14 protein-coding genes are annotated in these 16040 nt (G+C 69.9%); 2 read left to right on the top strand and 12 right to left on the bottom strand.

Features of this window, described 5'->3' with window-relative positions; genetic code table 11:
* Nucleotides 1-26: 26 nt before the first annotated feature.
* Genes aspS through MBA17_RS36805 form a run of 3 tightly spaced genes read right to left on the bottom strand, consistent with a single transcriptional unit; the run spans nucleotide 27 to nucleotide 3697 of the window.
* Nucleotides 27-1757, bottom strand: a complete 1731-nt coding sequence (gene aspS / locus MBA17_RS36815) for an aspartate--tRNA ligase (RefSeq protein ID WP_238502169.1) — start codon at nucleotides 1755-1757, stop codon at nucleotides 27-29.
* Nucleotides 1754-3010: a histidine--tRNA ligase gene (hisS, locus tag MBA17_RS36810; RefSeq protein WP_238502168.1), complete on the bottom strand. Its 1257-nt coding sequence runs from the start codon at nucleotides 3008-3010 to the stop codon at nucleotides 1754-1756. Before hisS ends, aspS begins: the two co-directional genes overlap by 4 nt.
* A gap of 6 nt (nucleotides 3011-3016) precedes the next feature.
* The gene (locus tag MBA17_RS36805) at nucleotides 3017-3697 is read right to left on the bottom strand and encodes an MBL fold metallo-hydrolase (RefSeq protein ID WP_238502167.1); all 681 of its coding nucleotides are present in this window, start codon (nucleotides 3695-3697) and stop codon (nucleotides 3017-3019) included.
* A 150-nt stretch (nucleotides 3698-3847) separates the two neighbouring features.
* Here MBA17_RS36805 and MBA17_RS36800 point away from each other — a divergent pair, with 150 nt between their 5' ends.
* Entirely contained in the window at nucleotides 3848-4708 is an 861-nt protein-coding gene (locus MBA17_RS36800) for a peptidylprolyl isomerase (RefSeq protein ID WP_238502166.1), read from the top strand.
* A 40-nt stretch (nucleotides 4709-4748) separates the two neighbouring features.
* Nucleotides 4749-5978, top strand: a complete 1230-nt coding sequence (locus tag MBA17_RS36795) for a DUF349 domain-containing protein (RefSeq protein WP_238502165.1) — start codon at nucleotides 4749-4751, stop codon at nucleotides 5976-5978.
* Here the strand turns inward: MBA17_RS36795 and MBA17_RS36790 are convergent, their stop codons facing one another.
* The 9 genes from MBA17_RS36790 to MBA17_RS36750 form a co-directional block, all read right to left on the bottom strand.
* Nucleotides 5979-8165 (bottom strand): RelA/SpoT family protein, encoded by a 2187-nt coding sequence (locus MBA17_RS36790; RefSeq protein WP_238502164.1) that lies wholly within the window; start codon nucleotides 8163-8165, stop codon nucleotides 5979-5981.
* Between the two features lie 224 nt (nucleotides 8166-8389).
* Entirely contained in the window at nucleotides 8390-8911 is a 522-nt protein-coding gene (locus MBA17_RS36785) for an adenine phosphoribosyltransferase (protein ID WP_238502162.1), read from the bottom strand.
* Nucleotides 8912-8977: 66 nt separating this feature from the next.
* On the bottom strand, nucleotides 8978-10006 hold the full coding sequence (secF, locus tag MBA17_RS36780) for a protein translocase subunit SecF (RefSeq protein WP_238502160.1): 1029 nt from the start codon (nucleotides 10004-10006) through the stop codon (nucleotides 8978-8980).
* 1 nt (nucleotide 10007) lies between these two features.
* The gene (gene secD, locus MBA17_RS36775) at nucleotides 10008-11756 is read right to left on the bottom strand and encodes a protein translocase subunit SecD (RefSeq protein WP_238502158.1); all 1749 of its coding nucleotides are present in this window, start codon (nucleotides 11754-11756) and stop codon (nucleotides 10008-10010) included.
* An 83-nt stretch (nucleotides 11757-11839) separates the two neighbouring features.
* Entirely contained in the window at nucleotides 11840-12214 is a 375-nt protein-coding gene (gene yajC / locus MBA17_RS36770) for a preprotein translocase subunit YajC (protein ID WP_238502156.1), read from the bottom strand.
* A gap of 200 nt (nucleotides 12215-12414) precedes the next feature.
* Nucleotides 12415-13464, bottom strand: a complete 1050-nt coding sequence (gene ruvB / locus MBA17_RS36765; RefSeq protein WP_238502154.1) for a Holliday junction branch migration DNA helicase RuvB — start codon at nucleotides 13462-13464, stop codon at nucleotides 12415-12417.
* A gap of 9 nt (nucleotides 13465-13473) precedes the next feature.
* Nucleotides 13474-14094 carry a Holliday junction branch migration protein RuvA gene (ruvA, locus tag MBA17_RS36760; protein ID WP_238502152.1) on the bottom strand — a complete coding sequence of 207 codons (621 nt, stop codon included), beginning with the start codon at nucleotides 14092-14094 and terminating at the stop codon, nucleotides 13474-13476.
* Nucleotides 14091-14633: a crossover junction endodeoxyribonuclease RuvC gene (ruvC, locus tag MBA17_RS36755; protein ID WP_238502196.1), complete on the bottom strand. Its 543-nt coding sequence runs from the start codon at nucleotides 14631-14633 to the stop codon at nucleotides 14091-14093. Before ruvC ends, ruvA begins: the two co-directional genes overlap by 4 nt.
* Nucleotides 14634-14689: 56 nt before the next feature.
* Nucleotides 14690-15859 carry a hypothetical protein gene (locus tag MBA17_RS36750; protein WP_238502150.1) on the bottom strand — a complete coding sequence of 390 codons (1170 nt, stop codon included), beginning with the start codon at nucleotides 15857-15859 and terminating at the stop codon, nucleotides 14690-14692.
* Nucleotides 15860-16040: the final 181 nt, after the last annotated feature.

Below are 16040 nucleotides of genomic sequence, written 5' to 3'. Positions count from 1 at the left end.
GCGGGCGGTGGCCGTACGTGTTCGTGTCAGGACTTGGGCTTGGCGTCGACGCCCGCCTCCTTGCGCTGGTCGCCGGTGATCGGAGTGGGCGCGCCGGTCAGCGGGTCGAAGCCGGAGGCGGTCTTCGGGAAGGCGATCACGTCGCGGATCGACTCGCCGCCCGCCAGCAGCATGCAGACCCGGTCGAAGCCGTAGGCGATGCCTCCGTGCGGCGGCGGGCCGTACTTGAACGCCTCGAGCAGGAAGCCGAACTTGCTCTCCGCCTCATGCTTGGAGATGCCGAGCACGTCGAAGACCCGCTGCTGCATCTCGGCGCGGTGGATACGGATCGAGCCGCCGCCGAGCTCCATGCCGTTGCAGACCATGTCGTAGGCGTAGGCGAGCGCCTCGCCCGGGTGGTCCTGGAAGTTTTCGGCCCACTCCGGCTTGGGGCCGGTGAAGGGGTGGTGGACCGCGGTCCAGCCGCCGTCGCCGTCGCGCTCGAACATCGGCGCGTCGACGACCCAGAGGAAGGACCACAGCGACTCGTCGATCAGGTCGCAGCGCCGCCCGATCTCCAGGCGGGCCGCGCCGAGCAGATCGCGCGCGGAGTCCGTGGTCCCGGCGGCGAAGAAGACGGCGTCGCCGGGGGCCGCCCCGGTCTTGGCCGCCAGGCCGTCGAGCTCCTGCTGCGAGAGGTTCTTGGCCACCGGGCCGCCGAACGTGCCGTCCGCCTGCATCAGCACGTAGGCGAGGCCCCTGGCGCCGCGGGCCTTGGCCCACTCCTGCCAGCCGTCGAGCTCCTTGCGCGTCTGCGCGGCGCCGCCGGGCATGACGACCGCGCCGACGTGCTCGGCCTGGAAGACCCGGAAGGAGGTGCCGGCGAAGTAGCCGGTCATGTCGGTCAGCTCACAGCCGAACCGCAGGTCGGGCTTGTCGGACCCGTAGCGGGCCATCGCCTCGGCGTACGGCATGCGGGGCAGCGGGGTGGGCAGCTCGTAGCCGGCGATCTCCTTCCAGAGCCGCCCGATGACCGCCTCGCCCAGCGCGATCACGTCGTCCTCGTCCACGAAGGACATCTCGATGTCGATCTGGGTGAACTCGGGCTGCCGGTCGGCGCGCAGGTCCTCGTCGCGGTAGCACTTGGCGAGCTGGTAGTAACGCTCCAGGCCGGACACCATGAGGAGTTGCTTGAAGAGCTGCGGCGACTGGGGCAGGGCGTACCAGCTGCCCGGCTGGAGACGGACCGGCACCAGGAAGTCGCGCGCCCCCTCGGGGGTGGACCTGGTCAGCGTCGGCGTCTCCAGGTAGGTGAAGCCGTTCTCGTCCATCACCTGGTTGACCAGGTAGGTCGCCTTGGAGCGGATCCGCATCGCCTCGGCCACCTGCTGGCGGCGGATGTCGAGGTAGCGGTACTTGAGCCGGACCTCCTCGGAGATCTCGCCCCCGCCCTCGATCGGGAAAGGCAGCGGCGCCGCCTCGCTCAGCACCTCGACCTCGGTCGCCACGACCTCGATCTGGCCGGTGGGCAGCTCGGGGTTCTCGTTGCCCTCGGGGCGCGCCCGCACCTCGCCGACGACCCGCACGCAGTACTCGGAGCGCAGGCCGTGCGCGTCGTCCTCCTCCCGGAAGACGACCTGGGCCGACCCCGAGGCGTCGCGCAGGTCGATGAAGACGACGCCGCCGTGGTCACGACGGCGTGCCACCCATCCGGCCAGCGTCACCTGCTGCCCCGAGTGCTCCTTGCGGAGCGACCCGGCTGTGTGCGTGCGGATCACGAGAGTTTCCCCTTCAAGACGTCTGCGACCTGGGCCAGCGGCACCTCGGTCTGCTCTGCGGTGGTCAGGTCCTTCAGTTGTACGGCGTGCGCCTGGAGATCTCGCTCGCCCAGGATCAGCGCGAACCTCGCTCCCGAACGGTCGGCGCCCTTCATCGCGCCCTTGAGCCCCTTGCCGCCGTACGCCATGTCGGCGGCGATCCCCTCCGCCCGGAGCCCGGCGACCAGCGAGAACATCCGGCGTGCGGCGTCCTCGCCCAGCGGCACGCCGTACACCTGGCAGCGTGGCGGAACGGTGAGCTCCACGCCCTCGCGCGCCAGGGCGATCATCGTGCGGTCGAGCCCGAGGCCGAAGCCGATGCCCGGCAGCGCGGGCCCGCCGATGGCCTCGGACAGGCCGTCGTAGCGTCCTCCCCCGCCGATGCCGGACTGGGCGCCGAGCAGCGGGTGGTCGAACTCGAAGGCCGTGCGCGTGTAGTAGTCGAGGCCGCGGACCAGTCTGGGGCTGTCCTCCCAGGGGATCGACAGGTCGCCGAGCAGCTCGCGGACCCGGTCGTGGTAGGACTTGCAGCCGGCGCACAGGTGGTCGCCGATCAGCGGCGCGTTCTCGACCTGCCGCTGCACCTCGGGGCGCTTGTCGTCGAGCACGCGCAACGGATTGATCTCGATCCGCGCCCTCGTCGCCTCGTCGAGGTCGAGCCCGCGCAGGAACTCCTGCAGCCGCGCACGGTAGATCGGGCGGCACTCCCTGCACCCCAGCGAGTTGAGCAGCAGGCGCACCCGGGTGAGGCCGAGCGAGGCGTACCACCCCCAGGCGACGGCGATCGTCTCGACGTCGACCGCCGGATCCTCGCTGCCGATCGCCTCCAGGTCGAGCTGATAGAACTGCCGGTAGCGGCCCTCCTGGGGCGCCTCGGCGCGGAAGACGGGCCCCTCGGTCCAGACTTTCACCGGCAGTTGCCCGCGGTGCAGGCCGTACTCCAGGACCGCGCGCACGACGCCCGCGGTGAACTCCGGGCGCAGCGTCAGCGATCTGCCGCCGCGGTCGGTGAAGGTGTACATCTCCTTGCTCACCACGTCGGTGGACTCGCCCACACCGCGGGCGAACAGCTGGGTGTCCTCGAAGACGGCGGTCTCCAGGTAGCCGTAGCCGGCGCGGCCGACGGCCTCCGCGAACCGGCGGCGGATCGCCTGGTAGACCTCGGCCTGCGGCGGGATGTACTCCTTGACGCCCTTCGGCGCTTGAAAGCTCATTCTCTCTCAGATTCCCCTGGTGGGACCGGCGTACGGCGCGGCTTCCCTCAGGTAGGGATTCGTGGCGCGCTCGTGGCCGATCGTGGTCTGTGGTCCGTGGCCGGGCAGCACGACCGTCTCGTCCGGCAGCGGCAGGCACCTGTCGGCCAGGCTGCGCAGGATCGTCGGGTAGTCGCCGCCGGGCAGGTCGGCGCGGCCGATGGAGCCGGCGAACAACAGGTCTCCGGAGAACATCACGTGCTCGTCCGCCAGCCTGAACGTCACCGACCCCCGGGTATGGCCAGGGGTGTGGTCGACGGTGAGCGAGAGGCCCGCGAGATCGAGCACCGCGCCGTCGACGAGCTCCCTGACGTCGTCGGGCTCCGACAGCGTGATTCCGCCGAAGAGCTGCGCGGACGTCACACCCCAGCCCGCGGCGGGATCGCTCAGCAGGTGACGGTCCTCCGGGTGGATCCACGCCGGGACGTCACGCGCCCCGCACACCGGCGCCACCGACCAGACGTGGTCGATGTGGCCGTGCGTGGCCAGCACCGCGACCGGCTTCAGCCGGTGCTCGCGCAGCAGGTCGTCGAGGCCGTCGACCGCGTCCTGCCCCGGATCGACGATCACGCACTCCTCGCCGGCGGCGGGCGCGACGACGTAACAGTTGGCCTGGAAGGACCCTGCGGGGAAGCCGGCGATCAGCATCTGCCTCAGTTGATCTCGTCAAGAATGCGGATGGGAATGTAACCGAAGGGTACCGGTGCGGGTCGCCGGGCTGCGAACCATTACCCGTTGGCCGATACGATTCGCCCACCTCAGTTAGTTCATAAGCGGACACTCGGAGGGTGGACGGCAGTGGCAACCGGCAAGGAGCGCCAGAAACAGCTGGCGCGTGAGCACTACGAGCGGCAGATGCAGCGCCGGGCAGAACGCGAGGCCAGGGCCAAGCGTACGGCCGTCATCGGCTCCACGGTGGGCGTCCTGGTCGTGATCGGCGGGGTGGTGGCCGTGACCACCTGGCTCACCGGGAGCGACTCCCCGACCGACGCGTCGGCCAGTCCGTCCGCGGTCCCCTCGGCGAGTCAGCCGCCGACGGTCCAGCCCACCCCGATCGACGCCACCAAGGTGAGCTGTTCCTATCCGGCGGACGCCAAGGGCGGCCCGGCGAAGAAGGTCGGCACCCCGCCGGCCAAGCCGGACCTGAAGGCCGAGCGGATGACGTTCGACACCAGCCAGGGCGAGATCGTTGTCGACATGGAGCCGATGAAGGCCCCGTGCACCGTCAACTCGTTCGCCTTCCTGGCCGGGAAGAACTTCTTCGACGGCACCAAGTGTCACCGGCTGGTGACCCCCGGCGCGGGCGGCCTGGCGATCCTGCAGTGCGGCGACCCGCTGGCCAAGGCCGACGGCAAGGGCACCACCGACGGCCAGGGCGGCCCCGGCTACACCTTCGCCGACGAGAACCTCGGCGGGATGGAGTACGGCAAGGGCGTCGTCGCCATGGCCAACAGCGGACCGAACACCAACGGCAGCCAGTTCTTCCTCATCTACGGCGATGAGACCAAGTCGCTACCTCCGCAGTACACACCATTCGGTACGGTCACCAAGGGAATGGACATCCTTGACAAGGTGGCCAAGGGCGGCTTTCTCGCAGACAACACCGCCCCCAAGGTGGGCGTCCAAATCAAAGACGTGACAATCTCAGGCAAGAGCTGACGTAATAGCCATAGAAGACTATGAAGTGCGGGAGGACACGGTGAGCACCGACCCGTGGGGCCGGGTAGACGACGACGGCACCGTCTACGTGCGTACGGCTGAGGGAGAGCGGGCCGTCGGGTCCTGGCAGGCCGGGGAGCCAGAGGAGGCCCTCGCCTACTTCCAGCGCAAGTACGACGAGCTGGCCACGCAGGTGGAGCTGCTGGAACAGCGCCTGCGCGGCACTGATCTGCCGCCCGCCCAGGCTGAGGCCGGCATCGTCAAACTGCGTGAGGCGGTGACCGAGGCGCACGCCGTGGGAGACCTGGAGGCCCTCCTCACCCGGCTGGCATCACTCGACGAACTCGTGGTCAAGCGCCGCGAGGAGGTCAAGGCGGCACGCGAACAGGCGCGTGCCGAGGCGCGGACGGTGAAGGAGCGCATCGTCGGCGAGGCGGAGCGGATCGCCGACGACACCACGCACTGGAAGTCCGGCGGCGAGCGGCTGCGCGAACTCGTCGAGGAGTGGAAGGCCGCCGAGCGCATCGACCGGGTCACCGAGGCGGCGCTCTGGAAGCGCCTCTCCGCGGCCCGTACGGCTTTCGCCAAGCGGCGCAAGGCGTACTTCGCCGGTCTGGACGAACAACGCGAGGGCATCCGCGCGACCAAGGACCGCATCGTCGCCGAGGCGGAGGCCCTGGCGAACTCCACCGACTGGGGGGAGACCGCCACGGCCTACCGGGAGCTGATGCGCCAGTGGAAGGCCGCGGGGCGGGCCTCCCGTGACGCGGAGGACGAGCTGTGGGCCCGGTTCAAGGGCGCGCAGGACCAGTTCTTCCAGGCCCGCTCGGCGGTCTTCGCCGAGCGGGACGCCTCCCTTCGGGAGAACGCCGAGGCCAAGGAGCTCATCCTGGCCGAGGCCGAGAAGATCCTGCCGGTGACCGACGCCCGGGCCGCCCGGGCCGTGCTGCGCCACATCATGGAGCGCTGGGAGGCCATCGGCATGGTCCCCCGGGAGCAGCGCGACCGGCTGGAGGGCGGGCTGCGCAAGGTGGACGACGCGGTGCGCAAGGCGGAGGAGACCGAGTGGAAGCGGTCCAACCCCGAAGCGCGCGCCCGCGCCCAGGACACCGTCAACCAGCTCCTGCGCTCCATCGAGCAGTTGGAGAAGCGCCAGGCCAAGGCGAGCGCCGCCGGCAAGGAGAAGGACGTGAAGGAGTGCGAGGAGGCCATCACCGCACGCCGCTCCTGGCTCCAGGAGGCCGAGAGGACCCTCGCGGAGTTCTCCTAGTCAGTTGTTCACCCGGTAGACGTCGTAGACGCCCTGGACGCCACGCACGCCCTTCAGGACATGGCCCAGGTGCTTGGGGTCGCCCATCTCGAAGGTGAACTTGCTGACGGCGACCCGGTCGCGGGAGGTGGCGACCGAGGCGGACAGGATGTTGACGTGGTGGTCGGAGAGGGACCTGGTCACGTCGGAGAGCAGACGTGGCCGGTCCAGGGCCTCCACCTGGATCGCCACCAGGAAGACGGAGTCGTCTCCCGGTGACCAGCTCACCTCCACCAGCCGGTCGGGCTCGGTCTTCAGCTGCTCCACGTTGGGGCAGTTGTCGCGGTGCACCGAGACGCCGTGGCCCCGGGTGACGAAGCCGACGATGTCGTCGCCGGGCACCGGGGTGCAGCAGCGCGAGAGCCGTACCCACACGTCGGGGTCGCCCGCGACCATGACGCCCGCGTTGGCGCCGACCCGGGGCCGGCCGCGCAGCCGGGTGGGGACGGCCGCCTCGGCGATGTCCTCCTCGGCGCTGTCGACGCCCCCGATGGACTGCACGAGCTTCTGCACGACGGACTGGGCCGCGACGTGGCTCTCCCCCACCGCCGCGTAGAGCGCGGACACATCGGGGTAGCGCAGGTCTCGGGCCAGAGCCAGCAGCGACTCGCCGGACATCAGGCGCTGCAGCGGCAGGCCCTGCTTGCGCATGGCGCGGCCGATCGCCTCCTTGCCGGCCTCGATCGCCGTCTCGCGGCGCTCCTTGGAGAACCACTGGCGGATCTTGTTGCGCGCGCGGCCGCTCTTGACGAACTTCAGCCAGTCACGAGAGGGGCCCGCGTCGGGCGACTTGGAGGTGAAGATCTCCACGGTGTCGCCGTTGCCGAGCCGCGACTCCAGCGGGACCAGGCGGCCGTTGACGCGCGCGCCGATGCACCGGTGGCCGACCTCGGTGTGCACCGCGTAGGCGAAGTCGACCGAGGTGCCGCCCTCGGGCAGCGCGATGACCTGCCCCCGGGGCGTGAACACGTAGACCTCGGAGACGGACAGGTCGAACCTGAGGGACTCCAGGAACTCGCCCGGATCGGAGGTCTCCTTCTGCCAGTCGAGGAGCTGCCGCAGCCAGGCCATGTCGCTGCCCGGCTTGACCTTGGCGCCGGCCTGCCCGGTGCCGGAGATCTCCTCCTTGTACTTCCAGTGGGCGGCCACGCCGTACTCGGCCCTGTGGTGCATCGCGTGCGTGCGGATCTGCAGTTCGACCGGCTTGCCCTCGGGGCCGATGACCGTCGTGTGCAACGACTGGTACATGTTGAACTTGGGCATCGCGATGTAGTCCTTGAACCGGCCGGGGACCGGGTTCCATCTGGCGTGGATCGTGCCCAGTGCCGCGTAGCAGTCGCGCACGTTGTCGACGAGGACCCTGATGCCCACCAGGTCGTAGATGTCGTCGAAGGCGACATCCCTGGCGATCATCTTCTGGTAGATCGAGTAGTAGTGCTTCGGGCGGCCCTTGACCGTGGCGCGGATCTTCGCCTCACGGAGGTCGGCGGAGACCTTCTCGATCACTTCCTGGAGGAACAGGTCACGCCGCGGGGCGCGCTCGGACACCATCCGCGCGATCTCGTCGTACCGCTTGGGGAAGATGAGTGCGAAGGCCAGGTCCTCCAGCTCCCACTTGATGGTGTTCATGCCCAGGCGGTGCGCCAGCGGGGCGAAGATCTCCAGTGTCTCGCGGGACTTCTGCTCCCGCTTGTGCTCGGGGAGATAACGCATGGTGCGCATGTTGTGCAGCCGGTCCGCGAGCTTGATGACCAGCACCCGGATGTCGCGGGACATGGCCACGACCATCTTGCGGACGGTCTCGGCCTGCGCGGCGTCGCCGAACTTGACCTTGTCGAGCTTGGTGACGCCGTCGACGAGCAGCGCGATGTTGTCGCCGAAGTCGGCGCGCAGCTCGTCGAGGCTGTAGGCGGTGTCCTCGACGGTGTCGTGCAGCAGGGCCGCGCACAGGGTCTCGTCGTCGGTGCCCAGCTCGGCCAGGATCGTCGTCACGGCGAGCGGGTGGGTGATGTACGGGTCGCCGCTCTTGCGCTTCTGGTCGCGGTGATGGTGCGCCGCCACCTCGTAGGCACGCTCGATCAGCCGGAGATCGGCCTTCGGGTGCGTCGCCCGCACCGTTCTGAAGAGTGGCTCGAGCACCGGGTTCATGGCCCCACCCCCGAAACGGGAGAGCCTTCGCCTGGGCGCGGCCGGTCTGTCACCGGGCGCAGCCGACCCGGGATCGCCGGTGGAGGCGACCGGTTCGGGGACGCCGCCGTCGGCGGATACCTCTGGCGCGACCACATCGCGGGGCACACAGACTCCTCACGTTCGAGTCCAGATCCCCTCAGTGTATCCGTGGGGAAAACTGGAGAGGCCGTCCCCGGGGGTGATCAGACGATCACGAGAGAGTGCAGGTCGACGCCTTCCAACTGCTCTCGGCCCTTGAGGAAGGCCAGTTCCATCAACACGGCGACCCCTGTCACCTCGGCTCCCGTCTGACGGACAAGGTCCACCGTAGCGCGCGCGGTGCCGCCGGTGGCGAGCACGTCGTCGACGATGAGGACCCGGTCTCCGGGAGCGAGCGCGTCACGATGGATCTCGATGACAGCGGAGCCGTACTCCAGATCGTAGGCGGCTTCGAAGGTTTCGGCGGGCAGTTTACCCTTTTTACGCACAGGTACGAATCCGGCTCCCGCGCGGTAGGCGGCCGGCGCGGCCAGAATGAATCCGCGCGCCTCCATGCCGATGACCTTGTCGACGTTCGCGCACAGCCGGGCGATCTCGTCCACCACGGCGGAGAACGCCACGTGGTCGGCGAGCAGCGGGGTGATGTCCTTGAACAACACGCCGGGCTGCGGATAGTCGGGGACGTCCCTGATCCGGTCGAGGATCAGGGTGCTCAGCTCACTCATGCTCCGCCCATCGGGGGTGGGACGACAGCGCCTCCGCCCGGTGCGGGCGGAGGCGCGCGGACCTTGCTACTTCTTCTTGCGTTTCTCACCGGCCGAGCTGTTGGCGGCGCCGACGGGCTCGCGCTTGTCGGACACCCCGTCGTTCGCTCCCGGGCCTCGGCTGGCCAGCCGCTTGGCGATGGCCCGGTACTTCGGCTCGCGCTCCTTCAACGTCACCAGCAGTGGCGTGGCGACGCACAGCGAGGAGTAGGTGCCGACCAGCATGCCGACGAACAGCGCCAGCGACAGGTCCTTCAGCGTGCCCGCGCCGAGCAGCGTGGTGCCGATGAACAGGATCGCCGCGACCGGCAGGATCGCCACCAGGGTGGTGTTCAGCGACCGGATCAGCGTGTGGTTCAGCGCGTTGTTCGCGGCCTGCGTGTAGGTCTGTTTGGAGGTCGTGCCGAGCTTGGCGGTGACCTCCTTGATCATGTCGAACACGACGACCGCGTCGTAGAGCGAGTATCCGAGGATCGTCAGGAAGCCCAGCAGGGTCGCGGGCGTCACCTCGAATCCCGACCACGCGTAGACGCCCGCGGTGATGATCAGGTCGTGGATCAGCGCGACCACCGCCGCCAGGGCCATCTTCCACTCGAACGCCATCGTCAGGTAGAGGATGATCGCCAGCATGAAGACGCCCAGGCCGATCCAGGCCTTGTTGGAGACCTCACCACCCCAGGACGCGCCGATCAGATCGACGTTGACCTCGTTCTGCGGCAGGTCGTAGTCATTCGCCACGGCCTTCTGCAGATTGGTGCCCTGCTGCTCGGTCAGGGTCTCGGTGGTGACCCGCCAGCGGTCGCCCGCGGTCTGCACGATCGCCTGGTGCACGCCCTCGTCCTCGAAGGTCGTGCGGACCTGCTCGATGTTGGCCGCCGGGGCTTTGAAGGAGAAGACCGAGCCGCCGGTGAACTCCACGCCCAGGTTGAGGCCGTTGATCAGCAGGCCGCCGAGCGACACGACCAGCAGGAAGGCCGACAGGCCGTACCAGAGCTTCTGGCGGCCGACGAAGTCGACATTGACCTCACCGCGGTATAGGCGGCGACCGATGCCCATATCAGGCCTCCTGCGGATTGGTCGTGGTGACGGGAACGCTGCTCATCCGCTCGGCGTCCAGCCCCGAGAGCTTGTGCCCCTTGGAGAAGAACTCCATCTTCGCCAGCAGCGCCACGAAGGGCTTGGTGAACATGAACACCACCAAGATGTCGATGAGGGTGGTCAGGCCCATCGCGAACGCGAACCCGGCCACACCTCCCACCGCCAGGAAGTAGAGCACCACCGCGGCGATGAACATCACCGCGTCGGCGATCAGGATCGTACGGCGCGCACGAACCCAGGCGACCTCGACGGCCACGCGCAACGACCGTCTGCCCTCCTTCATCTCATCACGAATGCGCTCGAAGTAGACGATGAAGGAGTCGGCGGTGATGCCGATCGACACCACCAGGCCGATGATGTGGGGCAGGGACAGGCGGAAGCCCGCGTTGTGCCCGAGGATGACCACCGCGGCGTAGGTGATGATCGTGGCCACGCCGAGACTCAGCACCGAGACGATGCCGAGGCCGCGGTAGTAGAGCAGCGAGTAGATCACCACCAGGGCCAGGCCGATCCCGCCGGCGATGAGACCGCCCCTGAGCTGGTCGGCGCCGAGCGTAGAGGAGACCTCGGAGATGGAGCTGCGCACGAACTTCAGCGGCAGCGCGCCGTACTTGAGCTGGTTCGACAGGTCGGCGGCGGTCTCCTGGGTGAAGCTGCCGGAGATCTGGGCCCGGCCGCCGGTGATGGGCTCCTGGATGACCGGAGCCGAGATCACCAGGCCGTCGAGGACCATGGCCACCTGGTTGCGCGGCGCCTGCGAGTTGAAGGCGGTCGTGGTGACCTGCGACCACTTGTCGGTGCCGCTGCTCTTGAAGCTGAGCTGGACCAGCCACTCGCCGGTCGTGGAGTCGACGCCCGAGTCGGCACTGGCGATCTCGGTGCCGACGACGGCCGCCTTGTCGAGGATGTAGCGGGCGTCCCGTTCCTTGGCGCAGACCGCGATCTGCTTGGTGGGGTCGTCCTGCGAGCCCTGGCCACGGTCGTTCTTGAGACAGTCGAGCTTCTCGAACTGCGCGAGCACCGCCGGGTCGATGCCGGTGGTGTCGATGCCGGCCAGCGGATCCTCACTGGGCTGGGCCGTGGGCGTGGCGGAGGGCGTGGGCGTCGCCTTGTCCTTCGCCTTGTCCTTCGGCTCGTCCTTCGCGCCGGACTTCTCCGAGGGGGACGGCGTGTTCGCGGGGCTGGGGTTGGTCAGCGCTGAGGAGACCGCCTTGCCCGCCGGGCCGGGCGACGGGTCGCCCACCTTCGCCGACTCCTTCGGCGTGGGAGCCGTGCTCTCCTCGGCCTTCGGGGTGGGCGTGCCCTTCGCGGTGCCGGTGGGCGTCGCGGACGGCGTCGGCGCGTTGGTGGGCATCTCGCCGGGCGCGGCCGCGGCGACCGCGAGCACCTGGCGGAAGCGGAGCTCCGCGGTGGTGCCGACCAGGGCCACGACCTCCTCCTGGCCAACGCCGGGCACGGAGATCACGATGTTGTCGCCGGACTTGGCGACCTCGGCGTCGGAGATGCCGCTGCCGTTGACCCGGTCACGGATGATGTTGACGGCGAGGTCGAGGCTCTCCTGCGAAGGCGGCTGGCCGTTCGACGTGACCGGGGACAGCGTCACTGTCGTGCCGCCGGCGAGGTCGAGGCCGAACTGGGGGGCGAACGACTGCTGGAGGAGCATCGTCCCGCCCATGGCGAGAATGAGGGCCACGAGCAGCAGGAGCATCCGCCCCGGCCTGCTGGGGCTACTGGTCGGTCGTCGGGCCACTGGTCGTCAGTTTCTTTCGGGTTTAGGGATTCTCAGCCTAGTCAGGACTGCTTGGTGGTCGAGCCCTTGTCGTCGCCGTTCTCCTTGCCGTCGGCGGGCTCGTCTTCCTCCTCACCCTTGGCCTCGTCGGCGTCCTGGGTGTCGGCGACCGGAGTCACCACACGGCCGATCGCGGCCTTGGTCCAGCGGCTCTCGACGCCGGGGGCGATCTCCAGGACCACCTCGTCGCCGTCGACGGCGACCACGGTGGCGAACAGGCCGGTGGTGGTCATGACGCGCGTCCCAGGAGCAAGGGAGCTCTGCATGCGCACCTGCTCCTGCTGACGCTTACGCTGCGGCCGGATCAGCAGGAAGTAGAAGACTACGACCAGCAGGACCAGCGGCAGAAATGAGGTAAGCGCGTTGTTGCCGCCCACAGTGGGCCACCTTCCATGAGGGATCGAACCGGCAAGCCGCCGGTGCTTCAAGCGATGCTGCGGCCGCGCCGCTCAGCACGTCAGCCTACACAGCCAGCCAAGCCACGGAGTGTAGGCGAGCGCCGAGATGCCCGGCAACGAACCCACGATGCGGCGCGCGGGAAAGTTCCCGGTTTGCAATGCTTGTCACCGTTCTGTGATCAGGGGTCGTCGGAAAGGGCTGAGACGACGGACGCGCCGAACGCGTCCGGCGGCGGGACGAGGCCGAGGTGGACCCACGCCGCGGCGGTGGCGACCCTGCCCCGTGGCGTGCGGGCCAGCAGGCCCTGCCGTACCAGGAAGGGTTCGGCCACGACCTCCACCGTCTCCGGCTCCTCCCCCACGGCCACCGCCAGCGTTGACAGACCCACGGGCCCGCCGCCGAACCTGCGCAGCAGGGCGCCGAGCACGGCGCGGTCGAGCCGGTCCAGGCCCTCGGCGTCGACCTCGTAGAGGGTGAGCGCGGCCGAGGCGATCTCCTGGGTGACCACGCCCTCCGCACGGACCTCGGAGAAGTCGCGGACCCTGCGCAGCAGCCGGTTGGCGATGCGCGGAGTGCCCCTGGACCGCCGCGCGATCTCGCGGGCCGCGTCATCGGGCAGGCTCACGCCGAGCAGGCCGGACGAGCGGTGCAGGACCCGCTCCAGCTCGGCGGGCTCGTAGAAGTCCAGGTGCGCGACGAACCCGAACCTGTCGCGCAGCGGCGCGGGCAGCAGCCCCGCCCGCGTGGTGGCGCCGACCAGGGTGAACGGCGCGATGTCGAGCGGGATCGCGGTCGCGCCCGGCCCCTTGCCCACCACGATGTCGACCCGGAAGTCCTCCATCGCGAGATAGAGCATCTCCTCGGCGGGCCTGGCCATCCGGTGGATCTCGTCGATGAACAGCACCTCGCCCTCGGCCAGCGTCGAAAGGATCGCGGCGAGATCGCCCGCGCGCTCCAGCGCGGGCCCGGAGGTGAGGCGCAGCGGGGCGCCCAGCTCGGCGGCGATGATCATGGCCAGGGTGGTCTTGCCGAGGCCGGGCGAGCCGTTCATCAGCACATGGTCGGGGGGCCGGCCGCGGCGCAGCGCGCTTTCCAGCACCAGCGAGAGCTGCTCGCGGACCCGCCCCTGGCCGATGAACTCGCTCAGCCGCTTGGGACGCAGGGCCGCCTCGACGGCTCGCTCGTCGCCTTCCGCGTCGGGCGACACAAGATCGCGTTCCAGACTCACGGCCCCAACCTAGCGAACGCTCAGAACGCGCAGTGCCGCCTTCAGCAGCACGGCCACCTGCGGAGGACTTCCCGCAGCCAGCTCGGCGTCGGCCTGGGGGGAGACCACGGCGACGGCCTCGTCGGCGTCGCGCGCCGAGTAGCCCAGCCCGACCAGCCCGGAGTGCACCTGCTCGCGCCAGGCGGGCGTGCCGACGTACCCGCCCCGGGCGGCCTCGACCGCGCTCCGCGGGGTGCCGAGCTTGTCCTTGAGCTCCAGGATGATGCGCTGCGCCACCTTGGGGCCGATGCCGGGCACCATGGTCAGCGCCTTGACGTCGCCCGCGGCCACCGCGACCCGCAACCGGTCCGGCGCGTGCACGGCGAGCATCGCCAGCGCCAGCCGGGGTCCGACACCGGCGACCCGCTGCACCGACTCGAACAGGTCGCGCTCGTCGTCCTCGGCGAAGCCGTACAGGGTCAGGGACTCCTCGCGGACCACCAGGGAGGTCGCCAGCCTGGCGTTCTCGCCGACCCGCAGGGCTCCGAGCGTGCCCGGCGTGCAGTGCATGAGCATGCCGATCCCGCCGACCTCGACCACGGCCGAGCCCGGCCCGATCATGGCGGTCCTGCCGGTGATCGAGGCGATCACTGCCTCACTCCTCTCGGGGGTCGCGCGGACTGCGCCTTGGCGAGCGCCTCCGCCAGCCGGTTCTGCACGCCGCCTCGCCACACGTGGCAGATCGCGAGCGCGAGCGCGTCGGCGGCGTCGGCGGGCTTGGGCATGCTCTCCAGCCGGAGCAGCCGGGTGACCATCGTGCCGACCTGCTTCTTGTCGGCGGTGCCGCTGCCGGTGATGGCGGCCTTGACCTCGCTGGGGGTGTGCAGCGTGACGGGCAGGCCGCGCCTGGCGGCGCAGAGGATGGCGACGGCCGACGCCTGCGCCGTGCCCATCACGGTGCGGGTGTTGTGCTGGGCGAAGACCCGCTCCACCGCGACGGAGTCGGGCCGCAGCTCGTCGAGCCAGCGCTCGATCTCGGCCTCGATCGCCACCAGCCGCACGCCGAGGTCGGCGTCGGGCGGGGTGCGCACCACACCGACCGCGACCAGGGACAGCCGCGCGCCGGGACGCCCCTCGACCGCTCCGAGCCCGCACCGGGTCAGCCCCGGGTCGACCCCCATCACCCGCAGCTCGGGCAACCGCACCGGCACGCCTCTCCATCGCCGAACACCTGTTCGGAGGAACTTTACCGCGCTCGCCGTCTGCCCGCACGCCGGACACGCGTTCCGCGCACGAGCCACACGTAGAGGTACCACGCCCAGCCGAGGCCGATGACGAGCAGCGTGCCGGCCGGGGAGACGATGTCCGGCGGGCTCGCGACCAGGGAGAGCTCGGCGAGCGCCCGGTCGCAGACCGCGGCCGTCAGGGGCACGGTGTAGAGGGCGAGGAACGCGAGGCCGACGACCCGGCCGGCGGCCACGAACCACGCGTAGATCCGCACGCTGGGCGGCGCGGCGGAGGTACGGCCGCTCGCCAGGTGCGCCCGGGCGGCGGCCATCAGGTCCTTGTCGCCGCTCAGATTGGCGTAGGCGTAGTAGACGTCGGTCTTCATGAAGAACAGGAACTGCCACACGATCTGCGACAGGCAGATGAGGGCCGCCATCCGGGAGAGCCCCGCGATCGCCTGGTCCCCCGTGATCGCGGCCACGCAGACGGCCGCCGAGAAGATCGCGAGGTCGGTCCGCATCCCCGCCAGGTAGACGCGCTGGCGGGCGCGGCGCGGGCTGCGCCACACCCCCGTCACGTCGGTCTGCACGACCAGGAACCGCGACCGGGCGCCCAGGGACAGCCCGGCGCGCACGCCGAGCGACCTGGCGGCCGCGATGTGACTGAGCTCGTGCATGAGGACGAGCAGCCACGACCCGGCCGCGAAGGAGGCGGTGAAGACCAGGCTGGAGCCCGACCAGATGACGCCGGAGTAGGTGGGCGCGACGTCCGGCCGCAGGATCAGCGCCGCGACCGCGCAGCCGGTGAGCAGCAGCACGACCACGTCGGCCGGCCGGGAGAAGAGCCAGGCCACGTGGTGCCGCTGGATCCGGTCCCACAGGTTGGGCGGCCGCTCGGGTACGGCGAGCAGGCCGATGCCGTCCAGGCCGGAGACGAAGTCGGCGACGTCGACGTCGACGCCTCTCGTCCGCATGACGTGCTCGCGCACCTCCTGGGCGCTCCTGGTGCCGTCGAGCAGCCCGACCACCGCCGCCGCGATCTCCGGCACGTTGGCGAAGGTCTCGCCGTTGCCGATGACGTAGTCGTCCTCGCCGTCCCTGACGACGCTGAGGAAGGACAGGTCGACGCTCACCGCGCAGCCGCCCGACCGCCGGCCGGTCGGCGGAGGCCGCGACCGGTCAGGAGCCACCGGCCCGCCTGCCACGCCCGGGCATCGCCGTTACCGGCCGTCTCGACTTCTTCGACCTTCTTCACAGTGATCTTTCATGCGCCGCGTTTTCCTGTGGGTGCACACGATCGTATTGAGGGTGGAGTTACGGAAGGGAGGCCCAATCACTCGTGATATCGGGAATGCGATCTCCCGTGGGCCG

The organism is Dolomitihabitans soli, from assembly GCF_022213955.1.
Taxonomy (GTDB): domain Bacteria; phylum Actinomycetota; class Actinomycetes; order Streptosporangiales; family Streptosporangiaceae; genus Streptosporangium_A; species Streptosporangium_A soli.
The sequence above is the reverse complement of the archived record's forward strand: the minus strand, read 5'-3'. Positions and strand labels throughout refer to the sequence as shown.